Genomic DNA, 19282 nt, shown 5'->3' on the forward strand with positions numbered 1-19282 from the left:
GCTCCGCCTTACGCATCTCTGCAAAGTTGCTGTTGAATGAAGGTCGAGCGTTTCCTGCACGCCATAGACGGCATCAGCACCTGGGTCGGCAAGGCGACCGCCTGGCTGATGATCGTGCTCATGCTGGTGGTCTGCATCGAAGTCTTCAAGCGATACGTGCTGAATGCGCCGACGGCATGGATCTTCGATGCGCAGAACATGCTGTACGGCACGCTGTTCATGCTGGCCGGCGCCTACACGCTGGCGCAGAACGCGCATGTCCGCGGCGACTTTTTCTATTCGTCGATGCGGCCGAGAACCCAAGCGACCTTCGATCTCGTCCTGTATTTCGTTTTCTTCCTGCCCGGCATCGCCGCGTTGATCTATGCGGGCACCGACTATGCCGCCGATTCCTGGCGGATCGCCGAGCATTCGAACGTCACCGCGGATGGGCCGCCGGTCTATCACTTCAAGACGGTCATTCCGATCGCCGGCGCCCTCGTCATGCTGCAGGGCATCGCCGAGATCATGCGCTGCGTCGTCTGCCTCAAGACCGGCGAATGGCCGAGCCGCCTGAAGGATGTCGCGGAGATCGACGTCGTCGGCGAGCAGCTCGCCAACAGCGAGTTCGTTGACGAAGAGTCGCGCAGAATCGCGATCGAGAACGCGCAGAAGATCGACGAGGCCGCGCGCCAGCGCGGTATGGGTGGGGAACTGAATACATGAGCGATCCAGCGCTCGGGCTGTTGATGCTCGCCCTGATCGTCGTCGTCATCATGATGGGCTTTGCCACGGCCTTCACGCTGATGGGGCTCGGCATCGTGTTCGGCTATATCGCCTTCTACAATCCCGCCGAACACTGGTGGCAGAACCGGGTGTTCGACCTGATGGTCCAGCGCACCTACGGCGCGATGACCAACGACGTGCTGATCTCGATCCCGCTGTTCGTGCTGATGGGCTACGTGATGGAGCGTGGCGCGCTGGTCGACAAGATGTTCTATTCGATCCAGCTCGCGTTCCGCCGCCTTCCGGCATCGCTCGCGGTCGCGACGCTGATCGTCTGTACTTTCTGGGGCATCGCCTCTGGGCTCGTCGGCGCCGTCGTGGTGCTGATGGGCGTGATCGCGCTGAACCCGATGCTGCGCGCCGGCTACGACGTCAAGCTCGCCTCCGGCGTGATCACGGCAGGCGGAACGCTCGGCATCCTGATCCCGCCCTCGGTGATGATCATCGTCTATGCGGCGGTGGCCGGCCAGTCGGTGGTGAAGCTGTATGCGGCGGCGATGTTCCCAGGTTTCTTCCTGGCGTTTCTCTATCTCGTCTACATCATCGGCTGGGCGCTGCTGAATCCGAAAGTCGCGCCGCCGCTGCCCCCCGAGGCGACCCAGGTGCGGGTGCCGGACTGGATGACGCGCATCCAGGAGCGTTATTCGCCCAACATGTTGGTCGGTTTGCTGAAGGCGCTGTTCGTGCCGTCCGGAATGAAAGGGCTCGAGGCCGATGGCAAACCGTTGACGCTGTTCCGCATCGCTCAGAACGTGCTGGTTGCGCTGGTTCCGTTTGCCTTGACGGCAGCCACGCTCGGATTGGTGTGGTGGTATGTCGTGATCCACCAGCAGGCGGCTGCTTCGGTCGAAGTCGAAGGGTTGCAGCCGCTCGGCGCCGCTCCGGCGTCCACGCAGACGGCGGCTGGAAATCAAGGGCCGTCGTCCCAGTTCTATATCTGGTTCTGGGGGATCGCCGCGGTGATGGCGTTGCTGACCGTGCGCTACTATTGGCGGCTCAATGCCGAGCGCTACGAGTTGCTGAAGCTGTTGACCAGCTCGGTGATGCCGCTCGCCATTCTCTCCGTGCTGGTGCTGGCGGTGATCCTGTTCGGCATCACCACTGCGACCGAGTCCGCGGCAGTCGGCGCAGCCGGCGCCTTCATCCTCGCCTTCCATGCAAGAACGCTCGATTGGAAGCGCACCAAGGAGGCCGTGTTCCTGACCGCCAAGACCACGGCCATGGTCTGCTGGCTGTTCGTCGGCTCGGCGCTGTTCTCGGCCGTGTTCGCGATCCTGGGCGGTCAGGCACTGGTGGAGCAGTGGGTGCTCAGCCTCAATCTCTCGCCGATCCAGTTTATGATCCTGTCGCAGGCGATCATCTTCCTGCTCGGCTGGCCGCTGGAATGGACCGAGATCATCATCATTTTCGTGCCGATCTTCCTGCCGCTGCTGAAGCATTTCGGCATCGATCCGATCCTTTGGGGCGTGCTGGTGTTCGTCAACCTGCAGGCGGCGTTCCTGTCGCCGCCGGTGGCCATGTCGGCGTTCTACCTGAAGGGGGTCGCGCCGAAGCACGTGACCATCAACCAGATCTTCGCCGGCATGATGCCCTACATGCTGGTGGTGATCCTGTGCATGGTCATCATGTATCTCTGGCCCGGCATGACGCTGTGGCTGCCGAACTATCTCTACGGGAACTAGATCAGCGAAGCGTGAGATGCTCCGGCTCGACAGCGAAGCGGGGACGGGCTTATTCTGGTGGCATGAGCGGTCACGATCACCATCATGATCACGAGCACTCGGAGCTGTCCGAAACGGAACTGCGCGTGCGTGCGCTGGAGACGCTGCTCGCCGAGAAGGGCTACGTCGACCCCAAAGCGCTCGATCTTCTGATCGAAACCTACGAGACCAAGGTGGGTCCGCGAAACGGGGCGCGCGTCATTGCTCGCGCCTGGAGTGATCCGGCCTATCGCGCGCGGCTGCTTGCCGACGCCACCGCGGCCATCGCCGAACTGGACTACAAAGGTCGGCAAGGTGAGCACATGGTGGTGGTCGAGAACACGCCGCAGACCCACAACATGGTCGTCTGCACCCTGTGCTCCTGCTATCCGTGGCCGGTGCTCGGGCTGCCTCCGGTCTGGTACAAGTCCGCGCCCTATCGATCGCGTGCCGTCGCCGATCCGCGCGGCGTGCTGCGCGACTTCGGCGTCGAGCTGTCGAAGGAGACCGAAATCCGTGTTTGGGATTCGACCGCCGAAATCCGCTACCTGGTGTTGCCGATGCGGCCGGCGGGCACGGACGGATGGAGCGAAGAGCGCCTCGCCGATCTCGTTACCCGTGACAGCATGATCGGTACCGGCCTGCCGAAGCATCCCGACCAGATCGCCTGAGAGAGGACACCGATGGACGGCGCGCAGGACATGGGCGGCGTCAAGGGCTTCGGCGCCGTGGTTGCCGAAGCCGATGAGCCACCGTTCCATGCGGAATGGGAGCGTCGCGCGTTCGCGCTGACGTTGGCGATGGCCGCTCCGGGCGGCTGGAATATCGACATGTCCCGCTTCGCGCGCGAAGATCGCCCACCGGCGGACTATCTGAGCAAGAGTTACTACCAGCTCTGGATCGCAGGCCTCGAACGGCTGATGATCGAGCGCGATCTGGTGAGCCGCGAGGAGATCGAGGCAGGGCATGCGCTGCAGCCACCGAAAGCCGGAGCGCAAGCGAAGGCGCTGCCCGCGGATGCGGTCGCTGCAATGCTGCGTCGGGGCGGGCTGACCGCGCGCGAACCTGCAGGGCCGGCGCGGTTCGTCGTCGGCGATCGGGTGCGTGCGCGAACCATCAATCCGCCGACCCATACCAGGCTGCCACGCTACGTTCGCGGGCATGTCGGCGAGATCGCGTTGATCCATGGCTGTCATGTGTTCCCGGACAGCAATGCCATCGGCGCGGGCGAAAACCCGCAATGGCTCTACACCGTGCGGTTTGCGGGGCCGGAACTGTGGGGCCCTGACGCCGATCCGACCGTCAGCGTGTCGGTTGATGCGTGGGACCCCTATCTGGAGCCAGCCTGATGCCGCCTGATCCCGCTGCTCCAAGGCCGCAGCTGGCTAGCGACGCATGGGAGGTCGCCATCGCCGTTCCCGGCGTCCCGCGTGATGCGGACGGCCCGGTGTTTCGTGAGCCGTGGGAGGCCCATGCATTCGCCATGGCTCTGACATTGCACGAGAAAGGGTTGTTCACCTGGCCCGAATGGGCGGCCGCGCTGGCGCAAGAGATCAAGCGCGCGCAGGCTGCCGGTGACGCTGACACCGGTGACACCTACTACCGGCACTGGCTGGCAACACTGGAAAAGATCGTGGCCGACAAGAAGGTTACCTCGCTCGGAACGCTGCGCCGCTATCGCGATGCGTGGAATCGGGCTGCTGACCGCACGCCCCACGGATCGCCGATCGAATTGAGGCCGGGCGATTTCTCGGCGAGCGAGGGCGGCCGCCGATAATGGCAGCGAACGAAGCTCCAGCCGCTCGCTTTGGCGCCTTTTCGGGATACGAAACAGTTCCTCGCAAAGCTTGGGATCGCCGACAGGCTCGGCACAACCGCAGATGCCCTGCGACGCTTCCGCATAGGTAGGAAGCAACAAAATCCTATTCTTTGGACCGGGCGCGGGTATCATTCGACCAAATCTGCCGTTCAAGCGCAGGCCTACAATTCAGCGATAAGGGAGAACGCGCCATGAAGTTCACGTGGTTCAACCTGATGCCGTGGCCCTTCTTGCCGGATGACTTCCGCGAGAAGAACCGCTCGGTGTGGGTCGATATCGATCAGGCGCTGTTCGATCCCGAAAAGAGCCATGAAGTCTACAACACCTACATGGATCTGCTCGAATATGCCGAGACCGTCGGCTTCGACGGCATCGGCGTCAACGAGCATCACCAGAACGGCTACGGCATCATGCCGTCGCCGAACATCATTTCCGCAGGTCTAGCACGCCGCACGAAAGACGCAGCGCTGGTGGTGCTCGGCAACTCGATCGCGCTTTACAACCCGCCGGTGCGCGTCGCCGAGGAATTCGCGATGCTGGACTGCATCTCTGGAGGCCGCCTCGTGGCTGGCTTCCCCGTCGGCACGTCGATGGACACCAACTACTGCTATGGACAGATCCCTTCGCTGACACGCGAGAAGTATCAGGAGGCGCACGACCTGATCATCCGGGCCTGGACCGAACGCAAGCCGTTCGCGTTCAATGGGCGCTACAACAAACTGCGCTACGTCAACATCTGGCCGCGGCCGATCCAGCAGCCGCATCCGCCGGTGCATATCCCCGGGGGCGGCTCGGTGGAGACGTACGACTTCTGCATCGACAACACTTACTCCTACTCGTATCTCAGCTTCTCCGGTTACATCCGGGCGCAAGCGCTAATGAAGGGCTACTGGGATCGCGTCACCGAGCGCAACGCGCCGGACACGTCGCCTTACCGGGCGGGCTTTGCGCAGACGATCTGTGTCGCCGAGACCGACGAGGAGGCCGAGCGGCTCTATGCCGAGCATGTGCTCTACTTCTATAACCGCTGCCTGCATGTTTACGCGGGCTTCGCCGATGCGCCAGGCTATCGCACCATCAAGACGATCCAGACCGGCGCGCTGTCGCAATATGCGCCGCCGCGGGCCGGTTATTCGAAGCTGACCTGGAAGGATCTCGTCGAGGGCGGTCACGTCATTGCCGGTTCGCCGGAGACGGTTCGCCAGCGCATGGAGGACCTGATCAAGTCGCTGCATGTCGGCAACATTTTCTGCCTGATGCATGTCGGAAACATGCCGAAGGAGAAGTGCATGTATTCGACCAAGCTGTTCGCGGACAAGGTGCTGCCGAAGCTGCGCAACATGTTCCCCGAATATGCGGACGACAACCGCTTCTGGTGCAAGCCGATCAACCAGCGGGTCACCTCCGGTCGGCTGCCGACGGAGCGCGATGCAGCCGCGGCTGTCTCGCGTGTGCTGGCTTAAGTGGGGCTGACGACCATGGAACTGAAGACGGTCAAGACTCATCACGTCCCTGTCCGCTATCTCGAAGGCGGTTCGGGCCAGCCGCTGGTGTTCTTGCATGGCGCAGGCGGCGTCACGGCGGACGATCCGTTCCTGACGAAGCTCGCCGAGAGCTTCCACGTCTATGCGCCGCTGATCCCCGGTTACGGCGACAGCGAAGAGTGCCACGAAATCCGCGACATGCTTGATTTCACCTTGCATACGTGGGACGTCGTCGACGCGCTCGGTTTGAAGGACCCGGTGCTGGTCGGGCATTCGATGGGGGGTATGATTGCGGCCGAGATGGCGGCGGTGTGCCCGAATGACGTGTCCCGGCTCGGGCTGATCGCGCCGGCGGGGCTCTGGCTCGACGATCATCCGATCGCCGATATCTTCGTCAAGTTGCCTTACGAGATGCCGGCGCTGCTCTATCACGACGAAGCGGCAGGTGCCGCGAAGCTGACCACCGGACTTGCTCTCGACGATCCGAAATTTCTGCAGAGCTTCCTGGTGACGAATGCGCGCCAGCTGGGTATGGCCGGGCGGTTGCTGTTCCCGATTCCGGAGCGAGGCTTGTCGGAGCGGCTTTATCGCGTGAAGGCGAAGACGATCCTCATCTGGGGCGACAGCGACAAGCTCGTGTCGCCGGTCTACGCGCACGAGTTCAAGCGTCTTATCAAGGGATCGCAACTGGTATCGATTCCGGAAGCCGGCCACATGGTGCTTGCGGAGAAGACGCGCGAGACGGTGGCCGCGATACAGCGGCTGCTCTGATCGACGGTGTTCCGACAAGCAACATGCGACGCGTTGCGGCGGATCGCCGCGGCCCGCGTCTTTACGCATATCACTGAACCTCCTTACGTGCGTCACTGAACGTGTGTCACCGAAAAGTGTGCGACGTTTTGAGTGTTTGACGTGATGGGCGCTGATCGGAAAGGAACAGCAGGGGGCTTCTGAAACTTGTCCTGACCAAGGATCGGAACCGAATGCAGTTGCAAATGAAGACGGATGCAGCGCCGCTGCAGCCAACTGACGCCGCAGCTTGTCCTGTCAATTCGCACAATGAATGGGACCCGCTGGAAGAGATCATCGTCGGACGCCTCGAAGGCTCCACCATTCCGTCCGATCATCCGGTCGTGACCTGCAACATCCCGGGAATGGCGGCGCGGGCACAGTCGCTGGTGGCCGGTTTTCGATTTCCCAAGATCATCGTCGAGCCGGCGCAGCGCGAACTGGACGCCTTTGTCGCGCTGCTCGAGTCGCTGGGGATCACCGTGACACGTCCCGATCCTGTCGATCATAAGCGCAAGTTCTCGACGCCCGATTGGTCGTCGCGCGGCTTCTGCAATTCATGCCCGCGCGACAGCATGCTGGTGATCGGCGACGAGATCATCGAGACGCCGATGGTCTGGCCTTGCCGCTACTTCGAGACACATTCCTATCGTCGGATCCTCAAGGATTACTTCAGGCGCGGCGCGCGCTGGACGTCGGCGCCCAAACCGCAGCTGACCGGCGAATTGTTCGATCCGGACTTTCGCCTGCCGGAGAAGGGTGAGCCGGTGAGCTACATTCTCACCGAATTCGAGCCGGTGTTCGATGCGGCGGACTTCTTCCGCTGTGGCCGCGATATCTTCGTCACCCGCAGCAATGTCACCAACCTGATGGGCATCGAATGGCTGCGTCGGCATCTCGGCGACGGCTATCGCATCCACGAGATCGAAAGCCGCTGTCCGAACCCGATGCATATCGACACCACGATCCTGCCGCTCGGGCCGGGAAAGATTCTGATCAATCCCGAGTACATCGATGTCGAACGGCTGCCGCCGATCCTCAAGAAATGGGATGTGTTGATCGCGCCCGAGCCAGACCCGATCGACAACCGCCTGCTGAAGATCACCTCGCTGTGCGGCAAGTGGCTCAGCATGAATGTGCTGATGCTCGACGAGACGCGGGTGATCGTCGATCCGCATCATACGCGGATGATGCGGGCGATGAAGGACTGGGGGCTGGAGCCGATTCCGTGCGAATTCCTGCACTATGCGGCGTTCGGCGGGGCGTTTCATTGCGCCACGCTCGATGTGCGCCGCCGCGGGACATTGCAAAGCTACTTCTGAAGTCCGGCGAAGACGCATAGCGACTGCGGCGTGCTGCGCGACCGGTGCCGGAGCCGTTGATGCCGGCGAGCCGCGCGGGATGAGCTTCGTCCTAGCGAGGCTTTCGAGCGGGACACGGGAGGCGACCAACTCCGTCCTTACTGGACCCTCGTCCAGATTTCGCCGCCGCAGACCATGCCGCCGAAGGCGCAGCCTTGAACGCGGAGCTTGTCGGTGCCGCGCAGGGCGATGGTGGAGTCGTAGGTGCCGCCGCTGCGGGTGTCGTGGATTCGGCCAGCCCATTTGTCGCCACGGGGCTTCATGTTGATCAGAACCTTGGCTGCATTTGCTCCGGTCTTGCCGTCGACCGCATAGCCGCAAAGGTTGCCGTTGCAGTCCTCGATGCGGATCGTGCCCTCCTTCTTTTCCGACAGCCAGATGCCGATCGGCGATGCTATCTGGATTGAGGTTGGCGGAGCCGCAACCGGAGGTGCGGCCGGGGTTGCGGCAACGACCTGTGGCTGTGCTTGCGGCGAGGTCCGCGCGGCAGTTTCAACCGGCGCCGGTGCAGGGACCGCGACGGCAACCGGTTCTCCTGCCGCCGCCGGCGCGGCTTGAGCCCGACCCGGCGCTTGTGGTGACGGCGTCGTTACTGCCTGCGGCGAGCTCTGCGCAGCCGGAGCTGCAGATGGTGTCGGCGGGGGCGGCGGCGGAGCCGCAGGCGCTGCAGCGGGAGGAGCTGCGACCTTGGCGGCCGGCGGCATGGCCCCCTCATCCTTGTTCTTGGATGTTTCTGTCAGGCTCGGGGCCGAAATGGAGATGCATGAGAGCGAGGCGCAGTTGCGCGGGATGTTCACGCGTACCTTGTGGCCCTCGATGCTGAAGGAAAACGAGTTGCCGGCCTGCGCGGACGCACTCGCCATCAGCATCGCGGCAATGAGAACCAGCTTCCTCATGGGAGCCTCCAAACCGGGTCGAGATGGGGACACGGTATCGGCGCGGCAGGGAGGGCGATGTGACAGAGGTCACGAAGCAAGAGCTGGGCGAGAAACGGGCTAAATTTGGCCTTGCCGAAGGCGGAGTGTGAAAAATGAGGCTCCGGCGGGGGCACGGGTAATAGGCACATTCTTGCAGCTGTCGCGATTCCATCCCATAAGAGGAACAGAGCCTGACCGGAAGACTGTAGCGGCTGTTACAGGGAGGCGGGAGCAGCGCACGCGTGGCGGCTTGGATGTCCACGCGGGTTTGGTTATCGTGTTGATGTTGGAAAAACTTCGTCAGATTGTCGCTGAGTTCGCTACGAGCCACGAACGCAAGACGTTCGATGACAACGATTACCGGCTAGCCGCTGCGGCGCTGCTGGTTCACCTGATCTCGATCGACGGTGAGCCGACCGAGGCGGAACGGCAGAAGCTGCATGCATTGCTGGCGAGCCGGTTCGAGCTCGACGACGCGTCGGTCAACGAGCTGGTGGCGACGGCAACCCGCGTCGAGGGTGAGGCGGTCGATCTTTATCACTTTACCAGCCTGATCATGCGGTCGGTGGATGAGCAGGGACGGGCGCGCATCGTCGAGATGATGTGGGAGCTGGTTTTCGTCGACGATCACGCCAGCGAGTTTGAAGAGAGCGTCCTCTGGCGTTCGGCCGATCTGCTCGGGGTCTCCTCGACGGAGCGGATTGCTTTGAAAAATCGCGTCGCCGCCAGACGGCTCGCGCCCGATGTCTCGAATTGATGTCTTGAATGAGTGCCGGTGAACACGCTTTTTCGAGGTCTTGAATGACTGGTCGTGTCGCCTTGATCACCGGTGCATCAGCGGGCATCGGCTATGAACTCGCGAAGATCTTCGCCAGCAAGGGCCATCGCGTCGCGCTGGTGGCGCGCCGGATCGACCGGCTCCAGACCCTGTCCGAGGAGATCGTCAAGGCGGGCGGTATCGAGCCTTTGATCATCGCCTGCGACCTGCAGAGCGCGGAGGCCGGCGATGTCATTTCCGCGGCCCTGAAGGCGGCGGATGTGGAAGCCGAGTACCTCGTCAACAATGCCGGCTTCGGTTTGTACGGCGAATGGCTTCGCCTCGACCGCGCCGAGCAGCTGTCGATGATCGACGTCAATGTCCGCGCGCTGACCGATCTGTCGCTGCGGTTCGTCGATAGCCTCGCGCGTCATCGCGGCGGCATTCTCAATGTCGCGTCGCTGTCGAGCTTCCTGCCCGGCCCGCGCATGGCGGTCTATTACGCCACCAAGGCCTATGTGCTCTCGTTCAGCGAGGCGCTGTTCTGCGAGCTGGCGCCGCGCGGCGTGCGCGTCACCGCGCTATGCCCAGGGCCGGTGCCGACCGAATTTCAGCAGCGGGCCGGATTTCAGCCGGGCCTGGATTCGAAAGTGCTCAACGTCCCGGCCGATAAGGTTGCGATGGCGGGCTATCAGGGACTGATGGCCGGCAAGCGGCTGGTGCTGCCGGGTTGGGGCATGAAGGTGATTCCATTCATGCTGCGGTTCGTTCCCCGCGGCTTGCTGGTATCGCTGGTCGGACGGGTACAAAGAAGCCGCGGCTAACCACGACCCGGCGTGGAGCGGCCGCTCGAGATTCCGGGGCACGAACGGGCTACTCAGCCGACCTGGGCAAACTCCGCGTCTTCCGGCAGTAGCAGCGTCTTCCGGCGCGGGACGAGGCGAACTTCGCTCAGCGACTTTGTGATTTCCTCCAGTGGCATCGGCCTCCCCAGCAGGAAGCCCTGTGCTTCATCGCAACCTTCGTCCGCGAGCAATGTGAGCTGGCTCGACGTTTCGACCCCCTCGGCGAGCACCGGAATATCCAGGCTCTGTCCCAGCGCCAGCACCGCACGGATGATCGCCTTCGACTGCGGGCTCGTCTCCACTTCGAGGATGAAGGATCGATCGAGCTTGATCTTATCGAATGGAAATGCCCGCAGCGTCTCCAGCGACGAATAGCCGGTGCCAAAGTCGTCGATCGCAATCGTCACCCCGAGCGCCTTGATCCGCCGCAGCATATGCAGGGCGCGCTCGCGATCAGCGAAGATGGTCGTCTCCGTGATCTCCAGTTCGAGCCGGCTCGGCGGCAATCCGGTCTCCAGCAGAACCTCATGGACGAGCTTTGGCAGGTCGGCGTTGGTGAACTGGACGGGCGATAGATTGACCGCGATCTTGTAATCGTTCGGCCAGGCGGCGGCCTTGGCGCAGGCCGTCCGCAGCACCCAGTCGCCGATCGGCTTGATCAACCCGTTTTCCTCCGCCAGCGGGATGAACAGCGATGGCGGAATGAAGCCGCGGGTCGGGTGCTTCCAGCGCAGCAGCGCCTCGTAGCCGAGAACCTCGCCGGTGGAGACCGAGGTCTGCACCTGATAGTGAAGGTCGAGCTCGCCGTTCTCCATCGCGCTGCGAAGTTCGCTTGCGAGCGTGCGGCGGGAGCGGACGGCCTCATCCATCGACCGCTCGTAAAAGCAGACGATCTTGGTCACGTCCGCCTTGGCGCGATACATGGCAAGATCGGCATTGTTGGTCAGCATGTCCCGGTTGTCCGCGTCGTCCGGATAGATGGCGACGCCGAGGCTCGCGCCCGCTGTCGCGTCGAAATTGTCGAGCCAGATCGGCGCGAACAGCGCAGTTTCGAGACGGGAGATGAAATCGAGGAGGTCGGCCTGGTCGCGCATCCGCTTGACGGCAACGAACTCATCGCCGCCGAGGCGGGCGACGAATTCTCCCTCGCCGAGAAGGTCGCTCATGCGTCCGGCCAACGTCTTCAGCACCTCGTCGCCGACGCTGTGGCCACGGAGGTCGTTGATCTCCTTGAAGCGGTCGAGATCGATGCAGATCAGCGCGATCTTGCTCGCGGCGCGCCTTGCGTATTGGATCTCAAGGTCAAGATGATCGGTGAAGCAGGTGCGGTTGGGAAGACCCGTGAGCGCATCGTTCATCGCCATCTCGCGCAGGCGCTGATAGTTGTCCAGGCGCGTCCGGTCGTCGATCAGGTAGCTCGCGATGCCAGCGCCCACCACCACCAGTCCGACGACGGCGACGGCGAGCGCCATCGCCTGTAGCGCATCAGGATCGGCATGCGCGCCGCCAAGATTCATCGGCGTGACTTGGACTGCAGCCATGCCGGTGAAATGCAGGCTAACGATCGCAAGCACGAGGATACCGGTGGCGATGTATTTGCTGTTGGCGTTGGTGTGGCGGATGGCGACATGCAACGCGGCGGCGCCGAACAGCGCTGAGAGCACGACGGAGGCGACGAGATAGGCCGTCGTCCACTCCACCAGGCCTTCGACGTGATAGGCGGCCATGCCCGTATAGTGCATGAGCGCAATCGCCAATCCGACGATCAGCCCGCCTGCGGCGGGTGCGATCTGCGTCGGCCCCGTCGAGGCGATGGTCAATCCGACGGCGGTGCCGGCCATTGCGATCAGGAGCGACACGATAGTCAGAACTGGATTGAAGCTGACCGGAGTGCCAGGATCGTACGCGATGATGGCGATGAAATGCGTGCACCAGATCGATGAGCCGGCAGCGACGGCGGCAAGAAAGTGCCAGCCCACGCTCGCAAGTCCCGCGGTGGTGTTCGCGCGCGTGAAAAGCCGGATCGTGGTCCACGATCCGGCCAGGCAGACCATCGCTGCCAGCAGAACGAGTTTGATGTCGTGCTCGACGAAGACACAAGTGATGACACGCATCATGACGCACGACTTTCGCGGGCTTGACCGATGGCGACGTGCGGTCCGCAGCGCCATGGTGAAGACGGAGTGAGTGCGGTGACTGCAAATCGCACTCGGATCATTGGATAGCCCGCACACTTCGGCGAAGTGGACGGTGCGCAGTTACTGACCGAGTACGGAGGATTGCCTAAGGGAACCTTACCCATGGCGAAACGATACGCATTGCGCTCGTCAAACAGGCATCGGGCCTAACAACTCGTTCATGACGTTCGATCTCGGCAGGGATCGCTTAAGGTTATCGTTTCAAGTTGATCGGATTGCGTGTGACGCAAAGACGGCGACGGACCGCGAAAGCCACGCGTAAGTCCACCGGCTCGTTGAGTCGCGGGTCCGGCGTATCCCTGCGGTTGTATGAGGCGTGCGCTCGTCGGGTGCTGCGTCGTCGTGTTCGGCTGGATCGTGAGGATGCGGCATAGTGCGAGCATCAGGCGCAGGTGGACGGGCAACGATCACGGGCAACCGCCAGCAATCGATCTTCACGCCGGCGGTCATCATCGCTGAACCACGAAATATCAGGGACGCTCAACAGCCCCGCATGATGCTGACCAGCCCCGAAGGCGGCGATCCGACAATGAGTGCTGGAGGGGATTTGGTGGAGCCGAGGGGAATCGAACCCCTGACCTCCTCATTGCGAACGAGGCGCTCTCCCAGCTGAGCTACGGCCCCTCCCGCGCCAGGCCGGACAGGCCGGACGCCGAAAGAGCGGTCATTTACGTTTGGAGGCAATATCAAGTCAAGAACGCAAAGCCCGCTTGAGGGGTCTTTTCTGCCCGTGCCGCATGTCGTCCCTTGTTCCGCCAGACCCGAACCGATATTTTGCCCGGACCGCCGTTTTTTGATTCCGCCCCGTAAAGCACCCCAAAAAAGCCCATGCGCGCCATCCTCGACATCGTTCTCATCGCGCTGGACCTCTATGTCTGGCTGTTGATCGCCTCGGCCATCCTGTCCTGGCTGATCGCCTTCAATGTCGTGAACACCCGCAATCAGTTCGTGGCTAGCGTGGCGGAATTCCTCTACCGGATCACGGAGCCGGTGCTCGGGCCGATCCGTTCGTTCCTGCCCAATCTGGGCGGCCTCGATATCTCCCCGGTGATCCTGATCCTGCTCATCATGCTGATTCAGCGGGTCATCAGCTATTACATCTATCCGAACGTGTTCTGAGCACCGCTTCGGGGGCCGCCTGGCGGCCCGGTCGATAACTTACGAGGATGACATGGAGCCCTGGCGGTATTCCGCCCAAGGCGTGAGCATTGCGTTGCGCGTGACCCCGCGCGGCGGCAGGGACCAGATCGACGGCGTCGAGATCCTGGCGAACGGTCGCAGCGTGGTGAAGGTGCGGGTGCGGGCCATCGCCGAGGGCGGCGAGGCGAACCGGGCGGTGATGGAGCTGTTGGCGCGGGAACTCGGCGCCCGCAAAAGCGACATCCGGCTTCTCGCCGGGGCGACCTCGCGGCTGAAGCAGGTGGCGGTGGACGGCGACCCGAAGCGGCTTGGAGAAACATTGCGGCGGCTGGTCGCCGTGACGTCAGAGACGACAGAGGATTCGAACGAATGACGGCAAGGATCATCGATGGCAAGGCGGTGGCGGCAGCGCTGCGGGAGGACGTGGCGAAGGAGGTCACCCGGCTGCAGCGCGATCATGGCCTCACCCCCGGCCTCGCTGTGGTCCTGGTCGGGAGCGACCCGGCGAGCGAAGTCTATGTGCGCAGCAAGGGCAAGCAGACCCGCGCGGCCGGCATGAATTCATTCGAATACGTGCTGCCGGGTGATGCGTCCGAGGCCGATGTTCTGGCCGTGGTGGAGAAGCTCAACCGCGATCCAGCCGTCCACGGCATCCTGGTGCAACTGCCGTTGCCGAAGGGGCTCGACCCGAACCGCATCGTGGCGGCGATCGATCCGGCGAAAGACGTGGATGGCCTGCACCCTGTCAATGCCGGGCGGCTCGCTACCGGCCTGCCGGCCCTGACGCCGTGCACGCCGCTCGGCTGCATCATCCTGACCAAGAGCGTCCATCCGTCCTTGCAGGGCATGGACGCGGTGGTGATCGGCCGCTCCAATCTCGTCGGCCGGCCGCTGGTGCAGTTGCTGCTGAACGAAAATGCGACGGTGACGATCGCCCATTCGCGTACGCGCGATCTCGCCGCGCTCTGCCGCCGGGCCGATCTCGTCTATGCGGCGGTGGGTCAGAAGGAGATGGTGCGCGGCGATTGGCTGAAGCCGGGTGCAACCGTGATCGATGTCGGCATCACCCGCATTCCGGGGCCGAACGGCAAGGACAAGCTGGTGGGCGATGTTGCGTATGACGAGGCGCTGCAGGTCGCAGGCGCGGTTACGCCGGTGCCGGGCGGCGTCGGCCAGATGACGGTCGCGTGCCTCCTGGTCAACACCGTGCGCGCGGCTTGCGCCATTCACGGGTTGTCGAAGCCCGCGGTGTAAACGGCTCTGCGGTGTGAGCCGTTCAGACCCGGCAGATGATCCGTACCATCGCCGGGTCGTCCGGATTGTAACCCGGACGCGGAGCCTGTGAGGGCTGGTCGGTGATCTCCGGCTCAGTGGCTTCCGCCAGGTGGATCAGCTTCCACCCGACCGGCTGACCGCTGACGCTGCCACCCGCGACCTGCCAGGCGCGCATGATCTCGACCTGCTCGCGGGTGATGCCGACCGTATGGACCTCGACCAGACGGCGATGCCCGCGGTAACGAAGCGCCAGCACCAATCGTTTATGCAACGCGTGGCAAGCGGTGGAGGCCTGTATCATCGGGTCTCCGCGCGCGGCTCCCTTATGGCGTCGCCGTGACGTCGGCGCTCATGCCGAAGCGATCAATCGTCGTCATCGTCATCCAGATCGACATTGACGTCCGGCCTGTAAACGCTGACCCCGGCTGGACGATAGGGATCGTAGCGGCGCTCGACATAGCGCGGCGTCGGCGCATCATAGCCATCCTGTTCGATGACGGCACGTGCGGGCAAGCGCTCCTGCCAGCAGCGGCCATAGCCGTCGCAGACCGTGCGCATGCGTTCAACGACCGGCGGGCCGTTGGGATAGCTATCGTAGGTGGCGAATGTATCGGCTGCGCGAGCGTCGCTCGTAAACAACGCGGCGGCACTGAGGGCCGCGGCAACAGCAAGCTTCATGGTGGCCTCCTTCTGATTGTTTTCACGCGTGAAGGTGCCAGAAGGCTGATGGGAAAACATGGCGAAGCGCCGATCATGCCGCGGCCTTATTATGGAAAGAAGCCGTCAACTGAGGCCGCCTGCGACCGGCGCCTCAATCCACTAAGCCCGCGGCGGCAGCCGCTCGAAGGCCGGCACGCCTTGTGGGATCTGGTGGAAACTCTGCTTGTCGACGGTGAAGATCGCCATCTGCGGTTCGCCGAACTGCGCCGGGTCGTCGAGCGTGCCGATCTTGATGATCACCGGCGGCAATCCGGGGCGGCGGGTGAGCAGGTGGGTGCCGCAGTTGGGACAGAATTCGCGCGTGACCGGGTTGTCCAGATCGCTGCGCGAAAACTGCTTTGGTTCGCCCTTGGTGTAGCGGAAGCCGCTGGAAGGCATCAGCATGAACATGTTCGGCGAACCGCCGGTGATGTACTGGCATTCACGGCAATGGCATTGCGCCTTCATCGCCGGATCGCCTTCCGCCACGTAACGCACGTTGCCGCAGTAACAACCGCCTTCGAGTTTCATGGGTGTCCTCCTGTTATGATCTCAACCCGCAATGGTCTGCATCAGCCTTCGGTAGAAGCGGATCATGTCGGCGTAATTCTCGACGCTGAGCCGTTCGTTGGTGCCGTGAAAGCGTGACAGGTCCTCCGGCTTCGCCCGCACCGGGGCAAAGCGGAAAACATTGTCGGAAACCCCTGCATAATGCCGCGCGTCGGTGCCGCCGACCATCAGGCCTGGCGAGACGACGACATCGGGAAACACCTCGCGGATGGTCTGGTTGAGCGCGCGGTAAACAGCGGTGCTGGTGGGCGAGACCGGCGGCGGGTCGGTGTTCGCCGCGCCCGGCGTGATGCCGATGCGGTCGTTAGCGATCACGCTGCGCACGTGGGCGATCACGCTGTCCTGGGTGTCGCCGGGCAGCAGACGGAAATTCACTGTCGCCTCGGCGCGGCCTGGCAGTACGTTGTCCTGGTTGCCGGCGTTGAAGATCGTCAGCGCCGTCGTGGTGCGGATCGCCGCTTCAGTGGCGGCGGATTTCTCGAGCTCCCGCCGCAACAATGGCTTCAGCAGCCACAGGTTCGACAGCACGACGCGGTTGAGACCGTCCATTTCCGGCGCCAGCGTGTTGAACATCTCCTCCGAGATGCCGCGGATGTCGGCGGGCATGCGGTGATCCTCCAGCCGCGCCAGCGCCGCGCTCAGCATGCCGATCGCGGTCTCGCGCGGCGGCAGCGAGGAGTGGCCGGGCGTTGCCGTCGATGACAGCACCAGCGTCGCAAAGCCTTTCTCGCCGATGCCGATCAGCGCGGCAGGTTTGCTCAGGCCTTTCAGGATGCCGTCGGTGATGATCAGCCCCTCGTCGAGGACGAAGTCGAGCCGCACGCCGCGGGCGGCGAGCAAGGCGGCGATCGCCTTGGCGCCGCGCTGGCCGCCGACCTCTTCGTCATGGCCGAAGGCGTAGTAGATCGTCCGCTTCGGCTTGAAGCCCTCCTTGGCGAGCATGTCTGCGGCTTCGAGAATCGCGAACAGGCTGCCCTTGTCGTCCCAGGCGCCGCGACCCCAGATATAGCCGTCCTTCACCACGCCGTCGAACGGCGGCACTTGCCAGTCGTTCTCGGTGCCGGGCGCGATCGGCACAACGTCCTGATGCGCCAGCAGTGCGATCGGCGCGGCATTCCTGTCGGCCCCCTCAAGGGTGTAGAGCAGGGCGTGACTGCCGATCACCTCGCGCTTCGCGGCCGCGTGAAAAGCCGGGAAGCTCTCCGCGATGTGCGCATGCAGCTTGGCGAATTCGTCAGCGTTTTGCGCGGGATTGAGAAAGTTGGAAATGGTGCGGAAGCGGATCGCCGCGGCGAGCCGCTCGGCTGCGCCGGCTTCGACGGCTGCGCGTTGCAGCGGCCGCACGTCGAGCTGCAGCGACCGGTGGGTGAACGTATTGAGCAGCAGAACGCCGGCAAGAATGACGGCGAGGCCCGCCAGCGCGGCGAGGCCAGTGAGAACAGCTTTGAACGGGCGGCTCATCGACAGCTCCTACCATTGATGAGCTTCGCCGTCTCTCAGCACAATCGCAAGCGCTACTTCGTCTTCGCGCGTTCGATGCCTTCCTGGATCAGCTTGTGCGCCTCGTCGACACCGCCCCAGCGCAGCACCTTGACCCATTTGTTCGGTTCGAGATCCTTATAGTGCTCGAAGAAGTGCTGGATCTGCTGCAGGGTGATTTCCGGCAGGTCGGTGTAGCTCTTTACGTTCGCGTAGCGGCGGGTCAGCTTCATCGACGGCACGGCGATGATCTTCTCGTCACCGCCGGCTTCGTCTTCCATGAACAGCACGCCGACGGGACGCACGCTCATCACAGCGCCCGGCACGATCGCGCGGGTGTTGGCCACCAGCACGTCGCAGGGATCGCCATCGTCGGACAGGGTATGCGGGATGAAACCGTAATTCCCGGGGTAGCGCATCGCCGTGTAAAGGAAGCGGTCCACCACCAGCGTCCCTGCCGCCTTGTCCATTTCGTACTTGATCGGCTCGCCGCCGACGGGGACTTCGATAATCACGTTGACCTCGTGCGGCGGGTTGGCCCCAGTCGAGATCGCATCGATACGCATGAAAAGCTCCGCAAAGATTCAGGGATGCCGGCCGGCGGTTGCACCGCAGCGTAACGGCGAGCATTGCCTATACGGCTCTCGGTCACGAGGGAAGACGATAAGACGCGTGGTGCGTGATCTTCGTCAAAAACAATGCAAACGCCTGCGGAGAGGCGACTGACCCCGATCCCGCGTTTATCGCTGGTTTGGGGCGTTCATGCGTCCGCTATGCATGCATCCAGGACATGGATCCAGGAAGAAGTCCCCCGGCCGCCAATGCGTCCAGCAAATCAATGCGTCCAGGAGAACGCAACTTTGTCGAGGGTCTTGGTTCCAAACCGCTCCGAGGAGCGCGCCACCATGCGGCCGCCCAGGTTCCGGTAGAAATCTACCGCCGGATCGTTATCAGAAAGCGCCCAGATCACCATACTTTTCAGCCCGCTTTGGGCCAGGTCGCGCCGGGCGGCGGTGAACAGGCGGCGGCCGAAGCCGAGGCCCTGGAACTCGGGCTTCAGGTAAAGCTCGTAGATCTCGCCATCGAAGTGGAGGCTGCGGGCGCGATTGCGACCATAGTTGGCATAGCCCGCGATCTGCTCGCCGAAAACCAGAACGCTGACCCGACTGCCTTTACGGATTGCGCTGTCCCACCACTGCGGACCGCGACGGTTGATGAGCTTGTCCAGTTCAGCACCGGGGATGATGCCCTGATAGGCGGCGCGCCACGCCTGATCGTGGGTGGACGCAACCGCTGCTGCGTCGGATGGCTTGGCGTGCCGAACTTCGATCAGGATCGTGCTCATGAACCGATCAAAGCAAGACATCCGCGCCGCTTCAAGAGCTTTGCTTAATAATCGGTTAAGATGTGGATTTTCTGCATCACTGGCGCGCGAAAGTGCGGTGACTTGTCTCGAAACAGGACGGATGGATCGACGCATGTGA

General features: G+C 63.1%; 21 protein-coding genes and 1 tRNA gene. 13 read left to right on the plus strand and 9 right to left on the minus strand.

What is annotated here, in order from left to right:
- Positions 1-36 precede the first annotated feature (36 nt).
- The 8 genes from X566_RS09325 (at position 37) to X566_RS09360 (ending at position 7879) form a co-directional block, all read left to right on the plus strand.
- Positions 37-705 carry a TRAP transporter small permease subunit gene (locus tag X566_RS09325; RefSeq protein ID WP_034465477.1) on the plus strand — a complete coding sequence of 223 codons (669 nt, stop codon included), beginning with the start codon at positions 37-39 and terminating at the stop codon, positions 703-705.
- Positions 702-2447, plus strand: coding sequence for a TRAP transporter large permease subunit (locus X566_RS09330; protein WP_034465479.1), 1746 nt, complete (start codon positions 702-704; stop codon positions 2445-2447). Before X566_RS09325 ends, X566_RS09330 begins: the two co-directional genes overlap by 4 nt.
- A gap of 62 nt (positions 2448-2509) precedes the next feature.
- Complete coding sequence (gene nthA, locus X566_RS09335; protein ID WP_034465481.1) at positions 2510-3136, plus strand: nitrile hydratase subunit alpha; 627 nt, start codon at positions 2510-2512, stop codon at positions 3134-3136.
- A 12-nt stretch (positions 3137-3148) separates the two neighbouring features.
- The gene (gene nthB / locus X566_RS09340; protein WP_034465483.1) at positions 3149-3814 is read left to right on the plus strand and encodes a nitrile hydratase subunit beta; all 666 of its coding nucleotides are present in this window, start codon (positions 3149-3151) and stop codon (positions 3812-3814) included.
- Positions 3814-4242, plus strand: a complete 429-nt coding sequence (locus X566_RS09345; RefSeq protein WP_081740111.1) for a nitrile hydratase accessory protein — start codon at positions 3814-3816, stop codon at positions 4240-4242. The genes nthB and X566_RS09345 overlap by 1 nt, the downstream gene beginning before the upstream one ends.
- A gap of 233 nt (positions 4243-4475) precedes the next feature.
- Complete coding sequence (locus X566_RS09350; RefSeq protein ID WP_034465486.1) at positions 4476-5747, plus strand: LLM class flavin-dependent oxidoreductase; 1272 nt, start codon at positions 4476-4478, stop codon at positions 5745-5747.
- A gap of 15 nt (positions 5748-5762) precedes the next feature.
- The gene (locus X566_RS09355) at positions 5763-6539 is read left to right on the plus strand and encodes an alpha/beta fold hydrolase (protein WP_152539831.1); all 777 of its coding nucleotides are present in this window, start codon (positions 5763-5765) and stop codon (positions 6537-6539) included.
- Positions 6540-6751: 212 nt separating this feature from the next.
- A complete protein-coding gene (locus X566_RS09360) occupies positions 6752-7879 on the plus strand; it encodes an amidinotransferase (protein ID WP_173402569.1) in 1128 nt (375 codons plus the stop codon).
- Positions 7880-8016: 137 nt separating this feature from the next.
- On the opposite strand, the gene X566_RS09365 is transcribed toward X566_RS09360, so the two are convergent.
- Positions 8017-8814, minus strand: a complete 798-nt coding sequence (locus X566_RS09365; protein WP_034465491.1) for a DUF2147 domain-containing protein — start codon at positions 8812-8814, stop codon at positions 8017-8019.
- Between the two features lie 304 nt (positions 8815-9118).
- On the opposite strand from X566_RS09365, the gene X566_RS09370 reads away from it, so the two are divergent.
- Both X566_RS09370 and X566_RS09375 read left to right on the plus strand, forming a co-directional pair.
- Positions 9119-9592 carry a TerB family tellurite resistance protein gene (locus tag X566_RS09370; protein WP_034465494.1) on the plus strand — a complete coding sequence of 158 codons (474 nt, stop codon included), beginning with the start codon at positions 9119-9121 and terminating at the stop codon, positions 9590-9592.
- Between the two features lie 44 nt (positions 9593-9636).
- On the plus strand, positions 9637-10416 hold the full coding sequence (locus X566_RS09375) for an SDR family oxidoreductase (RefSeq protein ID WP_034465496.1): 780 nt from the start codon (positions 9637-9639) through the stop codon (positions 10414-10416).
- Positions 10417-10469: 53 nt separating this feature from the next.
- Here the strand turns inward: X566_RS09375 and X566_RS09380 are convergent, their stop codons facing one another.
- Both X566_RS09380 and X566_RS09385 read right to left on the minus strand, forming a co-directional pair.
- Complete coding sequence (locus X566_RS09380) at positions 10470-12554, minus strand: bifunctional diguanylate cyclase/phosphodiesterase (protein ID WP_081740112.1); 2085 nt, start codon at positions 12552-12554, stop codon at positions 10470-10472.
- A gap of 629 nt (positions 12555-13183) precedes the next feature.
- A tRNA-Ala gene (locus X566_RS09385) sits at positions 13184-13259 on the minus strand.
- A gap of 204 nt (positions 13260-13463) precedes the next feature.
- On the opposite strand from X566_RS09385, the gene X566_RS09390 reads away from it, so the two are divergent.
- The 3 genes from X566_RS09390 to folD are packed head-to-tail and all read left to right on the plus strand — an operon-like array spanning position 13464 to position 15029.
- Positions 13464-13754: a YggT family protein gene (locus tag X566_RS09390; RefSeq protein WP_034465498.1), complete on the plus strand. Its 291-nt coding sequence runs from the start codon at positions 13464-13466 to the stop codon at positions 13752-13754.
- A 52-nt stretch (positions 13755-13806) separates the two neighbouring features.
- Complete coding sequence (locus X566_RS09395) at positions 13807-14148, plus strand: DUF167 domain-containing protein (protein ID WP_034465499.1); 342 nt, start codon at positions 13807-13809, stop codon at positions 14146-14148.
- Positions 14145-15029: a bifunctional methylenetetrahydrofolate dehydrogenase/methenyltetrahydrofolate cyclohydrolase FolD gene (folD, locus tag X566_RS09400; protein ID WP_034465500.1), complete on the plus strand. Its 885-nt coding sequence runs from the start codon at positions 14145-14147 to the stop codon at positions 15027-15029. Before X566_RS09395 ends, folD begins: the two co-directional genes overlap by 4 nt.
- Before the next feature lie 22 nt (positions 15030-15051).
- Here the strand turns inward: folD and X566_RS09405 are convergent, their stop codons facing one another.
- From X566_RS09405 to X566_RS09430, 6 genes are all read right to left on the minus strand, one after another.
- Positions 15052-15351 (minus strand): hypothetical protein, encoded by a 300-nt coding sequence (locus X566_RS09405; protein WP_051443974.1) that lies wholly within the window; start codon positions 15349-15351, stop codon positions 15052-15054.
- Positions 15352-15413: 62 nt separating this feature from the next.
- Positions 15414-15728, minus strand: a complete 315-nt coding sequence (locus X566_RS09410) for a hypothetical protein (protein WP_152539832.1) — start codon at positions 15726-15728, stop codon at positions 15414-15416.
- A 141-nt stretch (positions 15729-15869) separates the two neighbouring features.
- Positions 15870-16280 carry a GFA family protein gene (locus tag X566_RS09415; protein WP_034465505.1) on the minus strand — a complete coding sequence of 137 codons (411 nt, stop codon included), beginning with the start codon at positions 16278-16280 and terminating at the stop codon, positions 15870-15872.
- A gap of 21 nt (positions 16281-16301) precedes the next feature.
- Positions 16302-17780 carry a M20 family peptidase gene (locus X566_RS09420; protein WP_034465508.1) on the minus strand — a complete coding sequence of 493 codons (1479 nt, stop codon included), beginning with the start codon at positions 17778-17780 and terminating at the stop codon, positions 16302-16304.
- A gap of 53 nt (positions 17781-17833) precedes the next feature.
- Positions 17834-18364, minus strand: coding sequence for an inorganic diphosphatase (gene ppa / locus X566_RS09425; protein WP_034465509.1), 531 nt, complete (start codon positions 18362-18364; stop codon positions 17834-17836).
- A gap of 269 nt (positions 18365-18633) precedes the next feature.
- Positions 18634-19143 carry a GNAT family N-acetyltransferase gene (locus X566_RS09430; RefSeq protein ID WP_034465512.1) on the minus strand — a complete coding sequence of 170 codons (510 nt, stop codon included), beginning with the start codon at positions 19141-19143 and terminating at the stop codon, positions 18634-18636.
- Positions 19144-19282: the final 139 nt, after the last annotated feature.

The organism is Afipia sp. P52-10, from assembly GCF_000516555.1.
In the GTDB taxonomy this organism is placed as follows: Bacteria; Pseudomonadota; Alphaproteobacteria; order Rhizobiales; family Xanthobacteraceae; genus P52-10.

Coding starts and splice junctions, on each gene's coding strand:
- X566_RS09325 (WP_034465477.1), top strand. CDS start 37: ATGAAGGTCGAGCGTTTCCTGCACGCCATAGACGGCATCAGCACCTGG.
- X566_RS09330 (WP_034465479.1), top strand. CDS start 702: ATGAGCGATCCAGCGCTCGGGCTGTTGATGCTCGCCCTGATCGTCGTC.
- nthA (WP_034465481.1), top strand. CDS start 2,510: ATGAGCGGTCACGATCACCATCATGATCACGAGCACTCGGAGCTGTCC.
- nthB (WP_034465483.1), top strand. CDS start 3,149: ATGGACGGCGCGCAGGACATGGGCGGCGTCAAGGGCTTCGGCGCCGTG.
- X566_RS09345 (WP_081740111.1), top strand. CDS start 3,814: ATGCCGCCTGATCCCGCTGCTCCAAGGCCGCAGCTGGCTAGCGACGCA.
- X566_RS09350 (WP_034465486.1), top strand. CDS start 4,476: ATGAAGTTCACGTGGTTCAACCTGATGCCGTGGCCCTTCTTGCCGGAT.
- X566_RS09355 (WP_152539831.1), top strand. CDS start 5,763: ATGGAACTGAAGACGGTCAAGACTCATCACGTCCCTGTCCGCTATCTC.
- X566_RS09360 (WP_173402569.1), top strand. CDS start 6,752: ATGCAGTTGCAAATGAAGACGGATGCAGCGCCGCTGCAGCCAACTGAC.
- X566_RS09365 (WP_034465491.1), bottom strand. CDS start 8,814: ATGAGGAAGCTGGTTCTCATTGCCGCGATGCTGATGGCGAGTGCGTCC.
- X566_RS09370 (WP_034465494.1), top strand. CDS start 9,119: ATGTTGGAAAAACTTCGTCAGATTGTCGCTGAGTTCGCTACGAGCCAC.
- X566_RS09375 (WP_034465496.1), top strand. CDS start 9,637: ATGACTGGTCGTGTCGCCTTGATCACCGGTGCATCAGCGGGCATCGGC.
- X566_RS09380 (WP_081740112.1), bottom strand. CDS start 12,554: ATGATGCGTGTCATCACTTGTGTCTTCGTCGAGCACGACATCAAACTC.
- X566_RS09390 (WP_034465498.1), top strand. CDS start 13,464: ATGCGCGCCATCCTCGACATCGTTCTCATCGCGCTGGACCTCTATGTC.
- X566_RS09395 (WP_034465499.1), top strand. CDS start 13,807: ATGGAGCCCTGGCGGTATTCCGCCCAAGGCGTGAGCATTGCGTTGCGC.
- folD (WP_034465500.1), top strand. CDS start 14,145: ATGACGGCAAGGATCATCGATGGCAAGGCGGTGGCGGCAGCGCTGCGG.
- X566_RS09405 (WP_051443974.1), bottom strand. CDS start 15,351: ATGATACAGGCCTCCACCGCTTGCCACGCGTTGCATAAACGATTGGTG.
- X566_RS09410 (WP_152539832.1), bottom strand. CDS start 15,728: ATGAAGCTTGCTGTTGCCGCGGCCCTCAGTGCCGCCGCGTTGTTTACG.
- X566_RS09415 (WP_034465505.1), bottom strand. CDS start 16,280: ATGAAACTCGAAGGCGGTTGTTACTGCGGCAACGTGCGTTACGTGGCG.
- X566_RS09420 (WP_034465508.1), bottom strand. CDS start 17,780: ATGAGCCGCCCGTTCAAAGCTGTTCTCACTGGCCTCGCCGCGCTGGCG.
- ppa (WP_034465509.1), bottom strand. CDS start 18,364: ATGCGTATCGATGCGATCTCGACTGGGGCCAACCCGCCGCACGAGGTC.
- X566_RS09430 (WP_034465512.1), bottom strand. CDS start 19,143: ATGAGCACGATCCTGATCGAAGTTCGGCACGCCAAGCCATCCGACGCA.